This window comes from Bisbaumannia salifodinae, assembly GCF_055388505.1.
Window position 1 is genome coordinate 2,932,298 of the sequence record NZ_AP043781.1, and the last position, 20,163, is coordinate 2,952,460.

Here is a 20,163-nt window from a genome sequence, read left to right on the forward strand (position 1 = left end):
GTACGGAACCCAAGCCTTATCCAACGTTGGTTCGCTCGCTGGGCATCAACGGCTAAACTTTGATAGGCCTCGCCGAAGCCCACAGGACCTCAAGGAGCACGGATGCATCATAACCTCGACGGTTTGTTCCGCCTCCTGGTACTGACGGCCGGCCTGCTACTCGTCGGGGCCTACCCCGACGGCGCCGCAGGACACCTGCACCCCGACCGGGACGACAGGATCATCTTCTCCGGTTCCTCGACCTACGCCCCGTTTCAATGGCTTGACCCCCAAGGGCAGGCCAGGGGCTTTATCATCGATCTGCAGGAACGCATGGCGCAGCAGGGTAGCGTGACGGTGGAACACCGACTGATGCCATGGGAGCAAGCCTTGCATGCCGTCGATTCCGGCGAGGCCGACGCCATCGCTCTCTTCGCCTCGGAACCCCGCCGCCGTCGCTACGACTTCACGGATCCCTTCTACTATCAGTTCCACGGCATCTTCGCCCACGCCGAGGGAGGCCACTTCAGCAACCTGGCCACCCTAAGCGGCCATACCGTCGCCGTCACGGCAGGCAGCTATGCCCAGGTGCGCCTGGCGGAGGAGTATCCCGACATCACACTGCGCCCCATGGAAAGCGAGCATGCCTGCGTGCTGGCCGTGCACAGCAGGGAGGCCGAGGCCTGCGTGGAGGCCGCCCTCAACGGCAGGCGCCATGCCTCCGAGCTGGACGTGCAATTGACCAGCTCCCCCTTCTGGCCCCGGCCCTATGTCTTCGCCGTCCGCAAGGGAAATACCGAACTCCTGGATTGGCTGAACTACCAGCTCGCCACCATGCAGGCGGATGGCACCTACTTCGCCATCTATCAGGAGTGGCTGCCCGAGCTGGAGTGGCGACAGCCGACGATGGCCGACCACCTGAATACCATCGCCTGGATCGTCCTCCCCCTGCTGTTGCTGATACTGCTCAGCCTGGCCGGTGCCTGGTACCTGAAACGCCAGGTGGCCAGGCGAACCTTCCAGCTAGCGGTAGAGCTGAAGTCCCGCCAACGGCTCGAAAAGCAGCTGCGCTACCAGGTGGAGCATGACACGCTTACCGGCCTGCTCAGTCGCCAAGCCTTTATCGACGGGCTGGAACGCCGGCTTCACGAGAAGCCCGACTGGGCGCCCACGCTTATCTTCCTGCGCTTGTTGAGCCTGGAATCCGTGACCAGCACCTTCGGTCGAACCGGCCACGAAAAGCTGCTGAGGGACTTTGCCCGCCATCTCAAGAGCCTCGACGCCCCCCTGGTAAGCCATATCGGCACCGGCGCCTACGCCCTCGTCGCCCGGCCCGATATGACTCCCGAGGAGGCCTCCGCTCTCCTGACCGGGTCCTTCGAGATCGAGGATATCCATGTCGACCCCGGCATCGTCATGGGGCTCAGTGTCGGCCGTGCCGACGACAACGACGATGCGTCTTCGTCCCACGCCGAGGAGTTGGTGCGTCGTGCCATAACGGCGTATGCCTCGGCATACGCCGACGGCAAGCCCTGGTGCATCTACACCCCCCAGCTGCAACCCGACCCCAGGGACCTCATCCTGCTACACGACTTTCGTCAGCATGGTACCCGCGATATGCGGCTGCTGTACCAGCCCAAGCTGGACCTGACCAGTGGGCGAATCAGGGAGGCCGAGGCACTGATCCGCTGGCATCACCCTCGATTGGGGCCGATACCCCCGGGACACTTTATCCCGCTGCTGGAAAGGACCGGCCTGGTCACCCGCGTCACCCGCTGGGTGATCGAGGAGGCCATCGAAGAACTGGCCCGCTGCCGCACTCGGGATCCCGACTTCGGCATCAGCGTCAATATCGCCGCCGGGGATCTGTCCGACGACGCTAGGCTGGTGGACTTTATCCGCGACAGGGGAGCCTCCGGGAGTCTCCGGGGCCTGCGACTGGAAATTACCGAGACCGGCGTAATCCAGGACCATGATCACACCCAGAGGGTCATCGCCATGCTACGGGAAGCCGGTATCCATTGTGCCGTCGATGATTTCGGCACCGGTTATGCCTCACTCTCCTACCTGAGCAAGTTCGCCATCGAGGAGGTCAAACTCGACCGCAGTTTTATCCGCAATATGCTGGAAAATAGTCGCGATCAAGCCATTATTGCCTCGACCATCGAGCTGGCCCACACCCTGGGACTCAAGGTCACGGCGGAAGGCATCGAAGACCGGGAGACGCTACAGGCCCTCGCCGAGATGGGCTGCGACACCGCTCAAGGCTATGTGATCGCCCGCCCCATCCCGGCAACGGAACTCTACCCGCTGATGGGGCGGCGACACTTCCCCTCCCTCCGGATCGACTGATGTCCGGTTCCAGGATAGGAAGCAGGCAACCGATCAGTCAGACAGGACTGTCGCCTGACTGCCATCCACCAGATTTGACGATAACTCAGCCGCCTTCCTCCCGCTTCCGGACGGTTTCTGAAGGAAGGTGTCCATAAGTAGCTCGGTACTCGGCGGAAAAGCGGCCGAGATGAGTGAACCCCCACTTCATTGCCACCTCGCCGATGGAGAGACGGTTTTCCGATGATGATAGCTCGGCGTGCACTGCATTGAGACGAATTTGTCGCAGATAGCGAAGAGGTGTGGTGTGGTAATGGCATTGAAATCCAGTTTGAAGAGAGCGCACGCTGACCCCCACGAAACTGGCGATCTCACCGACAGTAAGTGGCCGGTGCAGGTTGGAATTCATGAAGTCAACGGCTGCTTTCACATGGCGTGGCATAGTATACCGATGGCGTGGCGGAGCATCGAACAATCGACATCCTGTGCTGTCGACAGGTCGACTCTGAAGCTTCTGGGCGATCAGTTGCACCATGGATGCGCCAAGCAGTGTCATTGCGTTTGGGGAGTCACCCAGAGACTGGCTTGCACGCATGCCGGCCACCAAGCTCTGAATCATCAGGTCAAGGGTTAGGCCTATTCCTTGCGACAAATCGATTCGAGGGTCGTGGTCAAACTCATGAAGCAAGGTGTCATATAGCCGACCGATGATTTCCCTGGCGACGGCTTTGTTGAAAAAATCTATCAATATCAATCCATTGCCATCACCGTGTGACAACTTGACGTTGTGCAGTAATTTCTTGGGAGACGACAGTGCCTGACCCGGTGATACGCTTATCTTGCGCTTGCCCAGTGTGACCTCCAGATGTCCAACGTGAGGCACCAGGAGACAGAGCCCTTCATCGCCTCTCTCGTGTGTGAACGACCACCCATCGCTGCATCTGACTTTCAATACTGCAAGGTTGTTGAGGGTATGAATCCCCAGGTTCCACTGAAATGGGGTGTTGGATAGTTCGCCAAGTCGTGACGAGAAGTGGCCGTAAGGTTCCAGGGCACCTCGGAAAGTTCCGAAGCAGGTTCCGCAAAGGGGGCGGCATGTGGGGGAGGTACTCTCCAATGTCCTGGCTCCTAGATGGGATGTTAATTATCCATAGGCATCTTCTCCTCATATCGTCTAGTTTTCGGAAATTTAATATCCATTTTGCGAAACCTTTATCCAGAATACGCAAGCAGGCTATACGGAGGATTCAGGCTCGCTTTCCGCTGCCGATTAGGCAAGCAGGGAAAGTGAAAGCAAAGATGGTTATGGCGATAGATAACACCGCCTCCGTTGGCAAGCCCTCGCCCAAGGAAACGCTTCACCAGTACCGACATGGTTTATCGATATCGCCCCCTCCCCCAGGGGCATCCAAAAGGATCCTGACCCCATGAACCGACATCGTCCCCCGTCCGTCAGGACGGTCTTCCTCATTCTCTTCGCCGTGGTGTTCGGCCTCTCGAGTCTCCTGTTGGGAGCCGTCTACGGCACTCGACACGCAGGGGAAACCGTGGATGCCGCCACCGCCGCCCGCTACGACGCCTTCCTGCTGGCCACCGAACTACGCCAGAGCTCCGATGCCCTCACCCAGCTCGCCCGTACCTATGTCGCCACCGGGGAGGAACGCTGGCGGGACCACTATCAGGCAGTGCTGGATATTCGTGCCGGACGGGCACCGCGCCCCGATGAGTACGTGCGGGTCCACTGGGACTACCTGGCCGCCGGAGAGCCCTCGCCGCGCACCCTGGGCCCGGCCGTGGCCCTGCTCGACCTGATGCGCCAGGCGGGCTTCACCGAGGCCGAACTGGAGGCCCTGGCCGAGGCGGAACATCGCTCGGCGGCCCTCGCCGAGCTCGAAGGCGACGCCATGGCCCTGGCCGAGCACGCCCACCGCGGGCTGTCCCGCGACGACGCTTCAGCTTCCGAGACACTCCTCCAGGCCCTGGAGATGGTCAACGGCGAGGCCTACCATGCCCACAAGGCGAACATCATGGCCCCCATCGATACCTTCTATGGCCTGCTCGACCAGCGCACGACCGACGAGGTAGCCGCGGCGACCCTGACACGCGAGCGCTGGAGCCTGGTGGCCCTGGGGCTGGCCATCGTCCTGGTCGTGGCGGTCGCCGCGCTGCTGACCTGGGGCTATCGCGGCATTCTGGGGCAGCTCGGTGCCGAGCCTTCCCGGGTACGCGACCTGGTGGGCCGCGTCGCCGACGGTGACCTTTCGCAGCCTATCGACCCCGGCCACGCCAAGGCCGACAGCCTGCTGACCGCCCTGGCCCAGATGCAGGCATCGCTGCAACAAGTCGTACGCTCGGTGCGCGACGGCAGCGAAAGCGTCGCGATCGGCGCCAGCCAGATCGCCGTCGGCAACACCGATCTCTCCTCGCGCACCGAGGAGCAGGCGGCCTCGCTGGAGCAGACCGCGACGAGCATGGAGGAGCTGACCACCACCGTGAAGCAGAATGCCGCCAATGCCCGTCAAGCCAGCGGCCTGGCCCAGGACGCCTCAACCACCGCCGAGAAGGGCGGCGAGGTCGTAGCGCGCGTTACCGAGACCATGCGGAGCATCTCCCAGAGCTCGCAGCAGGTCGCCGAGATCACCGGCCTGATCGATTCGATCGCCTTCCAGACCAATATCCTGGCGCTGAATGCCTCGGTGGAGGCGGCCCGGGCCGGCGAGCAGGGGCGCGGCTTCGCCGTGGTGGCCGGCGAGGTCCGCAACCTGGCCAGCCGTAGTGCCGAAGCGGCCCAGGAGATCAAGACTCTGATCGAGGGCTCGGTGGCGCAGGTGCAAGACGGTACCACCCAGGTGGAACAAGCCGGCACCACCATGCAGGAGGTGGTGACCGCCGTGAAGCGCGCCAACGACATCATCAACGAGATCGCCGCCGCCTCCCAGGAGCAGAGCGAAGGCATCGGGCAAGTCAATCAGGCGGTAACCCAGATGGACCAGGTAACTCAACAGAACGCCGCCCTGGTGCAGGAGGCCTCGGCCGCCGCGGCATCGTTGGAAGAGCAGGCCAAGCGCCTGGAGCAGGCTATGGTCTTCTTCAAGCTGGATGGGAACAGGGGGCAAGCGACAGGGAGGTCACGCTCTGGCTCGCCGGAGGCGGTGGCCTCCCTGCCCAGGCCGTCCGCCTCTCGCCCCGAGACCAAGACTCATGGCGAGGCAGCGGGCGCAGCCCTCAAGACGCCTTCGCAATCCCTGCAGGCCGGTGAGGCCGAATGGGAGACGTTCTAAGCAATTCCGCCGACTACCTGAGCGGCCTGAGCAGCCTCGACGGCCGCATGCTGCTGATGGACATCGACAGGCTACTGAGCAGCGAGGAGGTGGCCATGGTCGCAACGGCTACCCAATAGGCTGGCCAAGGCTGCGCGGCATGGGGGCTGCCCCCGATAACTGCCCGATAGTTGGTCTTAATCCTCTGCCCCCAACGTTTCTCAAGCCTCATACTAAAGTTTTATTCGATTGGCCGATAACAGTCTGGCCGTTAACCAGTGACACGGGCCATGACCCTTCCATCAAGACAAGGACCCGACAATGAATGTCGCCATACTCCGCAGAATGCGGGTTCGCTCCCAGATCCTGCTACTCTTGGCCCTGCCGATGCTGGCCTTGCTGTGGCTTGCCAGCGCCGAGGTGATCGACCGCTGGAAAGTCCGCAGCGAGCTGGCCGCTCTGGTCGAGCTGGTCGAGCTGTCCGTCCCTAGCGGCGATGTCATCCATGAGCTGGAGCGGGAGCGGGGGGCTTCCGCCGTCTTTCTCGGCAGCGGGGGCACCCAGGGGCGCGATACGCTGCTCGAGCAGCGGAGGCTCACGGACACGGCCCGGCGGGAGCTGAGCTCGCTGCTCACCTCCTTCGAGGCCGAGCGCTTCGGCACGGCCTTCGAGGCCGAGCTCGGCGAGGCCCTTGCCTCGCTCGGTCGGCTCGATGAGATGCGTCACACCATCGACCGGCAGGGCATCTCGGAGACAGAGAGCATCGCCTATTACACCGCGGCCATCGCTGAACTCCTCGATCTCGTCACGGCGATTGCGGGCCACAGCCCCGACGTCGGCATCGCGGGCAGGGTCAATGCCTATGTGAGCTATGCGCTCGCCAAGGGGGCCGCCGGTCAGGAGCGCGCCGTCGGCGCGGCCTCGATCGCCGCGGGGCGCTTCACCCCCGACCAGCATCAGCACTATTCGCGCGCCGTTGCCGAGCAGGGCGTCTATCTGGGGCTCTTCGCCACCCAGGCGGCGGAGGCGCTGGTCGACGCCCATGAGCACACCGTGCGGGGGCGCGACACGGACGAGGTCCTGCGTATCCGCCGGCTCGTCCTGGATGGCGGCCTCACCGGCGATCTGGGCGGCACCGAAGGCCCCTACTGGTTCCAGGTCGCGACCGCACGCATCGACCTGATGATGGAGGTCCTGGACCGGATCGCCGAGGACCTGATCGCCGGCACCGAGGCGCTGAAGCGCGAGGCACAGGCGGCCTTCCTGCTGATCGCGCTCGGTAGTGGCGCCGTGCTGGTGGTGGCAGTGCTGCTGGCCATGCTGATCGTGCGCGGCCTGTTGCGCCAGCTCGGGGGGGAACCCGCCTATACCCGGGAGATCGTGCGCAAGATCGCGAATGGCGATCTCGGCGTCGCTGTCGCGGTGAAGAAGGGGGACACCGAGAGCCTGCTGGCCGCCGTCCAGCAGATGGCCGGGAAGTTGCAAGATATCGTCGGCGAAGTCTCGACCGCGGCGAGCAACGTCGCCACTGGCACCAGCCAGATCGCCATCGGCAACACCGACCTCTCCTCGCGCACCGAGGAGCAGGCGGCCTCGCTGGAGCAGACCGCGACGAGCATGGAGGAGCTGACCACCACCGTGAAGCAGAATGCCGAGAATGCCCTCCAGGCCAGCGGCCTGGCCCAGGACGCCTCGCTCACTGCCGAGAAGGGCGGCGAGGTCGTAGCGCGCGTGACCGAGACCATGCGGGGGATCTCCCAGAGTTCGCAGCAGGTCGCCGAGATCACCGGCCTGATCGATTCGATCGCCTTCCAGACCAATATCCTGGCCCTCAATGCCTCCGTCGAGGCCGCCCGCGCCGGCGAGCAGGGGCGCGGCTTCGCCGTGGTGGCCGGCGAGGTCCGGAACCTGGCCAGCCGTAGCGCCGAAGCGGCCCAGGAGATCAAGACCCTGATCGAGGGCTCGGTGGCGCAGGTGCAAGACGGTACCACCCAGGTGGAACAAGCTGGCACCACCATGCAGGAGGTGGTGACCGCCGTGAAGCGCGCCAACGACATCATCAACGAGATCGCCGCCGCCTCCCAGGAGCAGAGCGAAGGCATCGGGCAAGTCAATCAGGCGGTAACCCAGATGGACCAGGTAACTCAACAGAACGCCGCCCTGGTGCAGGAGGCCTCGGCCGCCGCGGCATCGTTGGAAGAGCAGGCCAAGCGCCTGGAGCAGGCTATGGTCTTCTTCAAGCTGGATGGAAACAGGGGGCAACCGGCAGGGAGGTCACGCTCTGGCTCGCCGGAGGCGGTGGCCTCCCTGCCCAGACCGTCCGCCTCTCGCCCCGAGACCAAGACTCATGGCGAGGCAGCGGGCGCAGCCCTCAAGACGCCTTCGCAATCCCTGCAGGCCGCTGAGGCCGAATGGGAGACGTTCTAAGCAATGGGGCCACCCCGGCCTCATCGCTCCAAGCCCTTCCCTCCAAGGCCCTTCCCGAGCGGGAAGGGTCGCCCCAAGGATTCCCTAAAGAGATTGCAACGTCATGAGCACATTCAATACCGCTAGCGCCCTGGCCCACCATGAAAGCGATAGCCAAGAGTTTCTGGTGTTCTCGCTAGGTGAGGAGGAGTACGCCGTCGATATCCTCAAGGTGCAGGAGATCCGTGGCTACGAGAACGTCACCCGTATCGCCAACGCCCCCGACTTCATCAAGGGGGTGACCAATCTGCGCGGGCTGATCGTGCCCATCGTCGACCTGCGCATCAAGTTCCGCCTCGACCGGGTGGAGTACGACGGCCAGACGGTGGTGATCGTGGTCAACGTAGCCGAGCGGGTGGTGGGCATCGTGGTGGATGGCGTCTCCGACGTCATGACCCTGACCCCGGAGCAGATCAACCCCGCCCCGGAGTTCGGAGCCATCCTCTCCACCGACTACCTGAGCGGCCTGGGCAGCCTCGGCGACCGCATGCTGCTGCTGATGGATATCGACAGGCTACTGAGTAACGAGGAGGTAGCCATGATCGCAACGGCTACCCAATAGGCTGGCCTACGCGGCGCTAAATGGGGGCTGTCCCCGATAGCCTCCAGCGAGGCATCGAACTCGGCCACCGACACCGGGAGGCCGAACAGGTAGTCCGGGTAGACCCCATACCCCAGCTCGGCGAGCCGCTCGCGCTGTACCTGGGTCTCCCCCCTTCGGTCACCACCGAAGGCAGCCATCACCACTTCAGGCACCCGACCAAGCCCGGCACCATCACCGTGCCGCATCCGAAGAAGGATCTGAAGAAGGGCTTAGTACAGGCCATCAGAAAGCAAGCCGGCCTCAAGTGAGGCCAGCCTCCCCGGCTCCCCACAGGAGAAATGACATGCATTATCCCATTGCCATCGAAGTGGGTGACGATCAACACGACTATGGCGTGGCAGTGCCGGATCTGCCGGGCTGCTTCTCGGCCGGCGACACCTTCGACGAGGCGATCATCAACGCCCGCGAGGCCATCGAGGGGCATCTCGAGAGCCTGGCCGAGCACGGCGACCCCATCCCCTCGGCCAGCGCCATCGAGAAGCACCTAGCGAATCCCGACTATACCGGCTGGGTATGGGCCGCCGTCGAGATCGACATGCCCCCCTATCTGGGGAAGAGTCACAAGGTCAACGTCACCCTGCCCGACCTGCTTATCAAGCGCATCGACAACGCGGTTGAGCGCCACGCCGAGTTCAAGGATACCGGCCCTACTCCCAGCTCCCCCACTACCGATAAATGGCCCTCAGACTGGCCATTCTCCCTAGCGCCTCGAACTTTCCACCCGAGACTCACACGATCAACCTACGCAGGCCCCAAAAAACATTGAAGACTTCAGGCGGGTGGCCGATATAGACACGGTACACGGAATGAAATCCGCCACATCGGCATACCGCTTCACATAGCCAACTATGCATGCTAATTTATATTGTTGCAAATTAGAGACAGTTAAGAAGCCGACACCATCGGCCGACTCAGAACGCAAGGGATGGCATAGCAAGTGCAAGGACCCCACCAAAAGAGCATGGCGCGTTCGGCGTCCCCTGCTCGCGCTCTTCCTATGACTCCTGGCACCCCCAGGCGCTGCGCCACCGGCACAAGCGGCCATGTCAAAAGAAGAGGCGAGCATGTCAGCGACTCTGCTGCATAGCGGTAAGATCGAGCATTTCCGGGCCCTGGGAGAAACGGGGCAGCCGGTCTACCACTCCGCACTTCAGCTCCGCAAGGTCATTTCCCGTCGGCTACCGGGCAGGGAGCGACACCTGGCCATCCCGCAGCGCGACCAGCAAGGCGAGGGCGTCGACTGGTACAGCGGCATTTCCGGCGAGGTGATCCCCTGGGGAAGCGCCACCGAAGGCGAACGCGAGGATGCACGCATCCAGTTGGAGGCCTTTCGACAAGAGGTTATCGCCCTCAATCAGGCACCACCCGAGGGGCAAGGCGGTGATCATGAGGTATTCACCCGACTGGTCCAGTGGGTATGCCACTTCCCGGATGAGGCCTTCATCTACCTGGTCGACGGCACCCCCGTCATCACCTTCTGGGGCTTTATTCACCCCGTGGCCGATAGACATGCCAACCCCTTGCTCTGCCTTGCCCCCTCGATGCCCCCCGAGGTAACGCGGCCCACCCCTTCATTGGCAAGCGCCCCCCCGGTACCCCCCACTCCCTCGGAGCCCGAGCCAGCGGCGCCGATGCAGCCTTGGTGGCGACGCTGGTGGTGGTTGCTGCCCCTACTGCTGATACTGGCCCTGCTGCTGCTCGGACTCAGGACCTGCACCTCAGCGGGTGCCCCGAGCCTCGGCGCCCCCTCCCCAGGCACCGGCTCACCCGGTGCCACCTTTCCCCAGTCGCTTTGGCAAGGTTGGGATATCTGGCCCTTCAACCAGGCTGGCGGTGGCTCGGTCGCGGTACCCGGCCTGGCGCCTGCGGGCCTCGAGGGCGGCCCGTCGACCCCGACCGTCGTCGGTATTTCCCCTACCATCGCCCCCCCGGTCCTGCCATCGCCCGACGCCTCCCTCCCCGACGTGCCGGTTCCCGAAGCCGGCCTCCAGGCCCCGAACGCCGAGCCTGCGACCGAGATGCCGGCCGCTCCCTCACTGCCGGAAGTCAGCACGCCTGCCGAGATGCCGCCCCCTGGAGATATGCCGGCCCCTCCCTCACTGCCGGAAGGCAACGCGTCTGCCGAGATGCCGCCGGAGGGGGGAGTACCGCTGCCCACCACGCCGGGCATGGCGCCGACCGCCCTGGAACCGCTGACCCTGCCGCCCGGCGCCCCCGACGGCAAGGCCGAGTTTCTCGATGGCAACTGGCGCGGCGCCGGCGTCATGGACAGCCAGACCGGCCGACCCCTGCGGGTGAACTACGCCTTCGATCAGGGAGAGGGAGTGATGTATATCCAGCGCGGCGGCAGCACCGGCATGACCTGTGCCGGGCCAGTTTCGGCCGTCATGCATAGCGGCCAGTTGCAGATGGAGGCCCGGGAACGGGCTCGCTGCGAGGATGGCAGTTACTACGAGATGCCCCGCGTGGAGTGCCGGCAGCCCGCCGGAGAAACGGCCGGCTGCGCCGCCAGCTACGACGACGAGCCTTTCCCCATGCAGTTGCGGAAAGCCAGCTAACAGGACGGTTAACCGATCATGTTGCCAGAAATCATCCAGTTCGAAGAGGTCGCCACCCTGGTCAGCCACTCCGGCGTTCAGTTCATGGACTTCGGCCTGACGCTCGACCCGCGCCGGGAGCCCGCGGGCGAATTCAAGTACCTGGCCAATGCCGACAAGATGCCGACCCGCCTGCTGGTCAACCAGGAGAGCGGCGCACTCTTTCATGTCGTCGAAAGGGATGGTGCCAACGACAAGATCGAGGCGGTCAGGGAGCCGGACTTCGATGTCCCCATGGCCACCAGCCTCGAGCAGTTGAATGGGGCCTGGCTGCCCACCCCCTTCCTGCGCTTTCGCCCACCCAGCAAGTTCGACGAGGGACCCGCCAACTGGGCACGCATGCGCCTGGTCGCGCTCGATGCGCCGGATCTCGATGGCCACACCCACCGCCTGACCCTGGCTTTCGACACCCGCACCCTGCCGCGTCGCGACAACACGGCCTACCTCTGCCCCACCGATGACGATATCAACGCCGGGGCCAACTTCCGCCTAGCCACCATGACCATCGATATGCGCTGGTTCATGGACCAGGCCTGGGTCAAGGAGTGGCTCGAAGAGCTGTTCCGCGAAGCCAACCCGGGGCTGGACAGCCAGGAGATGGAAGAAGCCCTGGGGGAACGCCTGCATCTGGCTCACTACCTCAATGTGCTGAGCCTGCTGCATCGGCCCATCAAGGCGGAACACCGCGACCCCAGGCCGCGGGTCGAGGTTCCCGACCTCAAGGTGATCGCCCAGAGCGAAGGCGCCATTCCCGTGGACCTGGTGCTGGACGTGGGCAACTCTCGCACTTGCGGCATCCTGATCGAGGATCATGGCCAATCGGGCATGGGCCTGAAGCACAACTATGTGCTCGAGCTACGCGACCTGGTCGACCCCGAGAGGATTTATCGCGAGCCCTTCGAGAGCCGCGTCGAATTCTCCCAGACCTTCTTCGGCAAGGACCATCTGTCGGTCAAGAGCGGCCGCCCCGACGCCTTTCTATGGCCGACCATCGCCCGGGTCGGTGTCGAGGCGGGGCGCCTGGCCGGCCGCCGCCGTGGCACCGAGGGCTCCACGGGTCTCTCCAGCCCCAAGCGCTACCTGTGGGACGAGGAGCTGTATCGCCACGGCTGGCGCTTCAACAGCGCCTATGTGCGTACCGATACCGAGCCCCACGCCACCGCCGCGCCCTTCTCGCACCTGATCAACGAGCTGGGCGATGCGCTCTACGCCCTGCCGGAAGAGGAGCAGATGCCGGTCTTCAAGCCGCACTACTCGCGCAGCTCGCTGATGACCTTCATGCTGGCCGAGGTGCTCGCCCAGGCGCTGATGCAGACCAACAGTCCCGCCCAGCGGGTGCGCCAGGGGCATACCAACCGCCCGCGTCAATTGCGCTCGATCACCCTCACGGTCCCCCCCGCCATGCCCCAGGCGGAGCGTAGCCTGCTGGTCTCGCGCCTGGAACAGACGGTCGCCCTGGTATGGAAGAGCCTGGGCTGGCACGGCGATGTGGAAGAGAGCGATCCCTTCGCCGCCACCGCCGACACCCTGCGCGTGCCCATGCCGACGCTGCGGGTGGAGTGGGACGAGGCCTCCTGCGGGCAACTGGTCTACCTCTATACCGAGATCAAGGAGAACTTCGCCGGCCACCCCGAGGAATTCTTCGATACCCTGGCACGCCCCGGCAAGACAAACCGGGAGCGCATCAGCCTGGCCACCATCGATATCGGCGGCGGCACCACCGATCTGGTGATCACCGACTACTACCTGGATCGCAACGGCGCCAGCAGCAGCGGCAGCAACGTCTTCGTGGTACCGGAGCAGCGCTTCCGCGACGGTTTCCGAGTCGCCGGCGACGATATCCTCCTCGACGTCATCCAGCTGTTCGTGCTGCCCAGTTTCGAGGCGGCGCTCAAGCGGGCCGGCGTGGCCGCCCCCGAGGCGATGATGTCGCGGCTATGTGGCCAGGAGGGCGCCAACGCCCAGGAGCAAGTGCTGCGCCAGCAGCTCAACCTGCAGCTCTTCACGCCGCTGGGGCTGGCCCTGCTCGAGGCCTATGAGGCCTTCGACCCCGAGCGGCCCTGTGGCCCCGAGACGCTCACCTACGGCGAGCGCCTGGGCGATCAAGCTGTCAGCGATTCGGTGCGCCGCTACGTGGAAGGGGCCTTGCGCCGCGAACTGGGCCCGGAGCTGACATTCGACCTGCTCGATATTCCGCTCACCATCAATCTGCTCGAGGTACACCGCGCCTTCCTCAAGGATCGCTTCAACATCTGCAAGACCCTGGCATCGCTGTGCGAAGTGGTCTTCCAGTATCAGTGCGACACCCTGCTGATCACCGGACGGCCGTCGCGCCTGCCCGGCATCCAGGCCTACCTGCGCAAGATGCTGCCGCTGCCGCCGGGCCGCATCCTGCCGCTGCAGGGCTACCGCACTGGCAGTTGGTACCCCTTCCATCGCAACGGCCGCATCGACGACCCCAAGAGCACCGCCTCGGTGGGCGCCATGCTCTGCCTGCTGTGCGCCCAGCGCAACCTCTCCAACTTCTTCTTCCGCGCCGCCGCCCTGCGCCCCTACTCGACCATCCGGCATATCGGCCTGATCGACAACAACAACACCATTCCCGATGCCGACGTGACCTATCGCGATATCGCCATCACCGAGGATGGTACCGCCATTGTGCTGCCGGAGGACGAGAACGGCGACACCCCCGCCATCGAGATGCGCGGCCCGCTGCGCATCGGCTTTCGCCAGTTGGCGGCACAGCGCTGGACGGCATCGCCGCTCTACGTCCTCGACTTCACCACCTCAGGGGCCAGGAAGCTCAGCGATGCGGAAGCCAAGGGGCAGGTAGCGCCGGTGCTCAAGGTGCGGCTGGCCGTCGATGAGCGAGCCGGCAAAGGCAGCCTGATCAGCGATCGGCTGAAGGTCACCAGCGTGGAAACCGACGACGGCGCCAACTTCACGGCCCGAGACCTGAAGCTGCAGCTCAACACCCTTATCGACGCCGGGCTGGGCGATACCAACTACTGGCTGGACAGCGGGAGCGTGAAGCGGACATGAACCAGTTGACACCCGAACAACAGCAACTCAGCGCAGGCTGGCGGGCCTTTCATCGGGGCGCCGGTGCGGCCCTGGAGTGGATCGAGGCGGTGCGCGATAGCGCCCCCAGCCTGGACAGCGAGGCCGACCAGTTGAGCCTCGAATTCTACCGTGCCCGCAATCTGGCACGGAGCCTGTCCCGCGCCGCCACCACGCCCATGACGGTGGGCTTCTTCGGCCTCTCCCAGGCGGGCAAGTCCTACCTGATCTCGGCGCTGGCCGCCGGCGAGAATGGCAAGCTGGAGACGCACTACGGCCCGGCGCGCCTCGACTTTATCGAGCACGTCAACCCGGTCGGCGGAGGCAAGGAAGCCACCGGCCTGGTCACCCGCTTCAGCCGCAGTGCCTGCTCCGGCCCCGCGGAGTTCCCCGTCGAGCTCAAGCTGTTCCGCGAGGTCGAGGTCGCCAAGGTACTGGCCAATGCCTGGTTCAACGACTTCGACCATGAACGCGAAGACGCCTACGAGATCGACGAGAGCAAGGTGGCGGCCGCGTTGGCCCCTTACGAGGGTGGACCGAGCGGGGCCCCGCAGCCGGGCATGACGGCGGAGAGCGTCGTGGAACTCTGGGACTACCTGCACGCCAGCTTCCCGAAGTCGGTCGCCAAGCTCAATGCCCGCTACTGGCCGCGCGTGATCAAGCTGGCCCCGCGCCTCAACGGCCACCAGCGGGCGGAGCTTTTCTCGCTGTTGTGGGGAGAGCAGCCCGAGTTGACCCAGCTGTATCGCCAGTTGGCCCAGTCGCTGGGCGCCCTGGGGCATGCCTCCCGGGTCTATGCCCCGCTGCGCTGCCTGGTGGTGCGCGACGGCGACGGTTTCAGTCAGCGCGACAGCATCATGAACGTGGACATCCTCGAGCGCCTGGGCACCGCCCGGGACCTGCCCCTGGACGTCTGCCCCGTCGAGGGTGACGAGCCGGGAGCCCCGGTCAGCCTGCCGGTGGCGCAACTGGCCGCCCTCACCGCCGAGCTGACCTTCCCGCTGGTGGAACCTACCCGCGACCCGCGCGTCGAGCGGGTCGACCTGCTCGACTTTCCCGGCTACCGCGGACGCCTGAGCCTGCGAAAGATCGGCGAGCCCGGCAGCCAGGAGGGGCTCTCCCAGCTGCTGCTGCGCGGCAAGGTCGCCTATCTGTTCGAGCGCTACACCGACAGCCAGGAAATGAACGGCCTGGTGGTATGCACCAGCGCCAGCAAGCAGAGCGACGTGACCAGCGTCGGCCCGGTGCTGACCCGCTGGATTGAGAAGACCCAGGGGGAAACGGCCACCGAGCGGGGCCACCGTGATCCGGGGCTGATCTGGGCGCTGACCATGTTCGACATGCGCATCACCGGGGCCCTGCAGCAGCCCGACGGCCAGCTGCGCGACGGCTGGGAAGGCCTGATCAAGATGACCATGCTCGAGCGCTTCGGCGGCTATGCCTGGATGCAGGAGTGGGCGCCCGGCCAGGCCTTCGATAACACCTTCCTGGTGCGCAAGCCACGCCTGCCGGTGCCCTTCCTGGTCAACGAGGACGAACGCGAGGTCGCCATCCGCGATGATGCCGCAGACGCCCTGGCGCGCATGCAGGCGACCTTCGTGGAGAGTCCCTCGGTGCTCAGGCACGTCGACCGGCCGGCCGAGGCCTGGCAGGCCATGCTGGCCCTGGACGACGGCGGCATGGCCCGGATCGGCGATTACCTGGGGCGTATCGCCGGGCTCGAGTACAAGCTGGGGCGCATCGCCAGCCAGCTCGAGAACGCCCGGCGCATCCTGATCGAGGAACGCCTGGCCCGCTGGCACTTCGGTGACGCCGATGGCGAGGTCGCCGAGAAGCGCGACACCGCGGCCCGCTTCTGGAAGGAGCTGCAGACGCGACTGCCGTCCCTCGGCGAACTGCACTACCGGCTGGAGCTACCGGAGGAGACGGTGCGCGACCTCTACCTCAGCGACAGCGAGGACAGCCTGGCCACCGAAGCACCAGGCGACGCGGCGAGTGCCCCCACAGATGAGGGTGACCTCTACGGCAACAGCGGCTTCGGCCTGGAAGGCGGCTTCGGCGAGCTGCCCTTCGGCGACGGCCCCGGCGAGGCGGCCACCTCCACCGCCGAGGCGTCCGGGGCCCCGGTACTGCAGAGCGCCGACCACCGCTTCGCCCGTGCCGTCTATCACGCCTGGGTCGGCCATATGCGCGAACTGCCCCAGCGTCAGGGCCTGCTGCGCATGCTGGGCCTGGATCGCGAGCTGGTGAAGCAGCTGGCCGACGAGCTGATCACCGGCGCCAGCCGGCTGCGCGTGCAGGAGCGGCTGTACGAAGCGCTGGTCAAGCGCGTGCAGAGCGGGGCCCGCCGCGACCGCCTGGCGGCGCGCCAGGTCCTGGCCGCCCAACTGGTGCTACGCGACTTTATCGCCTGGCTCGGCTTCCACTACCAGCCGATCGAACAGCGCCCCGCCAGCTTCGTCGGCGCCAAGACCCACCTGTTCGGCTACGAGCGGCACCAGCTGGCGAGTGCGGACCGCCCCCGGCTGCCCGACCAGCCGGTCAACCAGGCCCTGGTCTATCTCGGCGACTGGCTCTCCGCCCTGTGCCTGCTGACCCAGGAGAACGCCGGCCATAGCGGCGGGCGAGAAATCACCATCGAACAGAACGAACGTCTCGGCGAGGTGCTGGAGATGTTTACCGCCAGGGAGACCGCCCATGCGTAAGGTAGAGCTGCGACCGCTGGACACCAACCAGCCCGGCTACGGCCAACTGGTGATCATCGGCTGGCAGGATGCCAGCGAGGGGCTGTCGGTGGACATTCAGCGCAATCAGGACGAGTACTTCCTGCAAGACGACGGGCAGTGGCGCAGCAACGCCTTCCGATTCCACCTGCCGGCACTGAGCCCCACAGCCGAGGGACATCTCGCGGCGGCGGTCGATCACCAGCTCGTCGACCCACTCCTGGAAAACTCCCATGCCACCAACATGGCCAGGTTCTACGGGCCGGACGGCACCCAGGTCGGCATGGCGCGCCTGCGTCTGGGCCAGGGCCTGATGCCCTCGGGCGCCAGCGGTAGCGCCTCGACGCCGGCGGCCAGCGCCGCGCTCACTCCCCCAGAGCCTTCCCCTACGCCGCCCGAGCCGGCTATCGAAGCGCCGGCACCGCCCGAACCGACGCTGGAGCCAACGCCGGAACCGGTCACTGAAGCCCCCGAGCCCGCTCCGGCAGCGGCCGGCACGAGCCAGCGCGGGCTGTGGATATTGCTTGCCGTCGTGCTCCTCGCCGCGCTTATCGGTGCCGCCGCCTGGTTCGGTTTCTCCCTGGGCGACCGGGAGGCCCCTCCCGGCGTCGACGAAGCCGCCATCGAGGAGCCCCTGGACGAGCCCGAGGCCACGCCCGCGGAAGCGCCGCTGCCCGAGGAACCCACCCCCGACGAGACCGATGAAGCGGGCACTCCCGAGGCGCCGCCCCCCGAGGAGACCGCCCCCGACGAGGCTACCGAAGCGAGCGCTCCCGAGGCGCCAGCGCCCGAGGAGCCCGCCCCGCTCGAGAGTGCCGCCGTGGCCGCGCCCTGCTCCCTGCAACGCATGGGCGAGTCGGACGAGCTGGCGTTTATCCAGGGGTGTGCCGGCGCCGGCAGCGAGGTCGGCAATATGCTGGAGGTGATCACCGAGGCCAGGGACAACGGCCACTGCGGTATCGCCCGTCGCCTCTACGCTCACCAGGCCCTGAATGGCGATGCCGCCGCCGCGCTGGCCTATGCGCGCGAGTTCGATCCGGCCCGGCATGCGCCCAGCGCCTGCTTCCCGGAGGCGGACGCGGAAACCGCCCTCTTCTGGTACGAAACTGCTCTCGGAGTCGACCCCGACAACGCCGAGGCCGGCCAGCGCCTGGAGGAGCTACAGGGATGATGCGACGCAAGCGCCTGTTAAGCCTGGCCCTCGGCCTGCCATTGGCAGCGGCCGCCACGTCGGCGATCGCCGACGTGCGCCCGCTGCTCCAGGAGGGCAAGCAGACCCTCCATCAGCGCGTCCTGACCACCCCCGGCTGCCGGCTCAGCGATCAGGCCGGCGCCGGCGGTGGCGAACCGCAGCCGCCCTTTAGCCGCTTCTATGTCTATCAGCGCAGCGCACAAGGTGGCGAGGAGTGGCTGGAGGTCGGCCCCGACAGCTACGGCAATATCAGCGGCTGGCTGCCGGCCTCCTGCACCGTGGACTGGAAGATGCAGCTGACGCTGGCATTCACCAACCCGGCCAACCGCGACCGCCTGATGTTCTTCGACGACCGCGATGGCCTGATGACGATCTTCGACGACTTCGAGCCCTCCGGCCAGGTCGCCCCGCTGCGCGCCCGGCTACGCCGGGATGGCGAGGCACCGGGCATCGTCGCCCAGGAACCGGAGTACTTCGTCGATCTGCACGAGCAGTTCTACCTGCTGCCGATCCTGGAAGGCGAGGAGATCATGACCGAGGCGGGCTTCAGGACCCGCCTGTTGCGGGTCGCCTCGGTCAGCGAGGCCGAGGAGGAGCCCCAGGATGCCGCGGACGACGTGTCCGCCCAGCTACGCGAATTCAACGCCGGCGTGGTCTTCGTCATCGACTCCACCGTCTCCATGGGCCCCTACATCGAGCGTACCCGCGAGGCGGTCGAGCGCATCTACCAGCGTATCGAGCAGGAGCGGCTCACCGAACGCGTCCGCTTCGGCCTGGTCTCCTTTCGCGACAGCGTCGAGCATGCCCCCGGCACCGAATATGTGACGCGTTTGTACGCCGACCCCAGCGAGGTCGAGGACGGCAACGACTTCATGACCCAGGTGGCCGATCTGAGGGAAGCCCAGGCCTCCACCGTGGGCTGGGAAGAAGATGCCTACGCCGGCGTGATGCAGGCCGTCGATGAGGTCGAGTGGAGCAACTTCGGCGCCCGCTATATCGTGCTGATCACCGATGCCAGCGCCGTCGAGGGCAGCGGCGAGCGCTCCTCCACCGGCCTCGATGCCGATCAGGTCCGCCTGGAGGCCGCCCGCCACGGCATCGCCGTCTACACCTTGCACCTCAAGACCCCCGCCGGCGAGCAACGCGGCGACCACGCGGTGGCCGAGGGGCAGTACAGCAACCTCTCCACCTTCGCCGGCACCGGCACCTCGCTCTACTATCCGGTGAATACCGGCGATGTGGCGCTGTTCGGCCAGCGCGTCGACGCCCTGGCATCGGCCATCACCGATCAGGTGCACGCCGCCTACCTGGGCGAGGAAGCCATCGGCAGCGCCCTGCATGCCGAGGAGGAGCCCCAGGATGACCCGGGGCAGCAACGCCTGCAGAGTGACCTGGAACTGATCGGCCATGCCATGCGCCTGGCTTACCTGGGTCAGGCCACCAGCAGCCAGGCACCACCGGTCTTCGAGGCCTGGATCAGCGACCGCGACCTGATCGCCCAGCATGTCCCGACCACCGAGGTGCGGGTGCTGCTCACCAAGGGCCAGCTGAGCGACCTCAGCGACGTGGTCAGCGAGATCCTCGATGCCGCCAATGCCGGGCTGATCTCCCCCACCGACATGTTCGACCGCCTGCGCTCGGTGGCCGCCGCCATGGGCGCCGACCCCAACCAGCTGCAGCAGCGTGAGGGACAGCGCCTGGGCGAACTAGGGCTGATGAGCGAATACCTCGAGGACCTGCCCTATCAGAGCGAGGTGCTCAACCTCGACGAGCAGACCTGGCTGAGCTGGGATGGCCTGCAACAGGAGCGCTTTATTCGTCGCCTGGCCACCAAGCTGCGCCATTACCGGCGCTACAACGAGGACGTGGATCGTTGGGTGGCCCTCGCCGAAGCCGCCGACCCCCGCGAGGACGTCTATCCCGTACCGCTGGAGATGATGCCCTGACCGCC

General features: G+C 65.7%; 13 protein-coding genes. 12 read left to right on the plus strand and 1 reads right to left on the minus strand.

Going from position 1 to position 20,163, the window contains the following annotated elements; genetic code table 11:
- The first annotated feature begins 102 nt into the window (after positions 1-102).
- On the plus strand, positions 103-2,331 hold the full coding sequence (locus ACZ5EF_RS13775) for a putative bifunctional diguanylate cyclase/phosphodiesterase (RefSeq protein WP_346063341.1): 2,229 nt from the start codon (positions 103-105) through the stop codon (positions 2,329-2,331).
- An 85-nt stretch (positions 2,332-2,416) separates the two neighbouring features.
- On the opposite strand, the gene ACZ5EF_RS13780 is transcribed toward ACZ5EF_RS13775, so the two are convergent.
- Positions 2,417-3,427 (minus strand): AraC family transcriptional regulator, encoded by a 1,011-nt coding sequence (locus tag ACZ5EF_RS13780; protein WP_346063340.1) that lies wholly within the window; start codon positions 3,425-3,427, stop codon positions 2,417-2,419.
- 310 nt (positions 3,428-3,737) lie between these two features.
- Between ACZ5EF_RS13780 and ACZ5EF_RS13785 the strand changes: the two genes are divergently transcribed.
- The 11 genes from ACZ5EF_RS13785 to ACZ5EF_RS13835 all read left to right on the plus strand — a co-directional run bounded on the left by ACZ5EF_RS13785 (position 3,738) and on the right by ACZ5EF_RS13835 (position 20,158).
- Positions 3,738-5,591, plus strand: coding sequence for a methyl-accepting chemotaxis protein (locus ACZ5EF_RS13785; protein ID WP_346063339.1), 1,854 nt, complete (start codon positions 3,738-3,740; stop codon positions 5,589-5,591).
- Positions 5,576-5,710, plus strand: a complete 135-nt coding sequence (locus tag ACZ5EF_RS13790; RefSeq protein ID WP_346063338.1) for a CheW domain-containing protein — start codon at positions 5,576-5,578, stop codon at positions 5,708-5,710. The genes ACZ5EF_RS13785 and ACZ5EF_RS13790 overlap by 16 nt, the downstream gene beginning before the upstream one ends.
- A gap of 181 nt (positions 5,711-5,891) precedes the next feature.
- Positions 5,892-7,997 carry a methyl-accepting chemotaxis protein gene (locus ACZ5EF_RS13795; protein WP_346063337.1) on the plus strand — a complete coding sequence of 702 codons (2,106 nt, stop codon included), beginning with the start codon at positions 5,892-5,894 and terminating at the stop codon, positions 7,995-7,997.
- A gap of 103 nt (positions 7,998-8,100) precedes the next feature.
- Positions 8,101-8,598, plus strand: coding sequence for a chemotaxis protein CheW (locus ACZ5EF_RS13800; protein WP_346063336.1), 498 nt, complete (start codon positions 8,101-8,103; stop codon positions 8,596-8,598).
- 20 nt (positions 8,599-8,618) lie between these two features.
- Positions 8,619-8,888: a type II toxin-antitoxin system HicA family toxin gene (locus ACZ5EF_RS13805; RefSeq protein WP_346063335.1), complete on the plus strand. Its 270-nt coding sequence runs from the start codon at positions 8,619-8,621 to the stop codon at positions 8,886-8,888.
- A gap of 35 nt (positions 8,889-8,923) precedes the next feature.
- Entirely contained in the window at positions 8,924-9,406 is a 483-nt protein-coding gene (locus ACZ5EF_RS13810; RefSeq protein ID WP_346063334.1) for a type II toxin-antitoxin system HicB family antitoxin, read from the plus strand.
- A gap of 298 nt (positions 9,407-9,704) precedes the next feature.
- Entirely contained in the window at positions 9,705-11,198 is a 1,494-nt protein-coding gene (locus ACZ5EF_RS13815) for an SrfA family protein (protein ID WP_346063333.1), read from the plus strand.
- 18 nt (positions 11,199-11,216) lie between these two features.
- Positions 11,217-14,279, plus strand: coding sequence for a virulence factor SrfB (locus tag ACZ5EF_RS13820; protein WP_346063332.1), 3,063 nt, complete (start codon positions 11,217-11,219; stop codon positions 14,277-14,279).
- Positions 14,276-17,002, plus strand: a complete 2,727-nt coding sequence (locus ACZ5EF_RS13825; RefSeq protein WP_346063331.1) for a putative virulence factor — start codon at positions 14,276-14,278, stop codon at positions 17,000-17,002. Before ACZ5EF_RS13820 ends, ACZ5EF_RS13825 begins: the two co-directional genes overlap by 4 nt.
- Positions 16,995-18,191: a hypothetical protein gene (locus tag ACZ5EF_RS13830; RefSeq protein WP_346063330.1), complete on the plus strand. Its 1,197-nt coding sequence runs from the start codon at positions 16,995-16,997 to the stop codon at positions 18,189-18,191. Before ACZ5EF_RS13825 ends, ACZ5EF_RS13830 begins: the two co-directional genes overlap by 8 nt.
- Positions 18,188-20,158, plus strand: a complete 1,971-nt coding sequence (locus ACZ5EF_RS13835) for a vWA domain-containing protein (RefSeq protein WP_346063329.1) — start codon at positions 18,188-18,190, stop codon at positions 20,156-20,158. Before ACZ5EF_RS13830 ends, ACZ5EF_RS13835 begins: the two co-directional genes overlap by 4 nt.
- Positions 20,159-20,163: the final 5 nt, after the last annotated feature.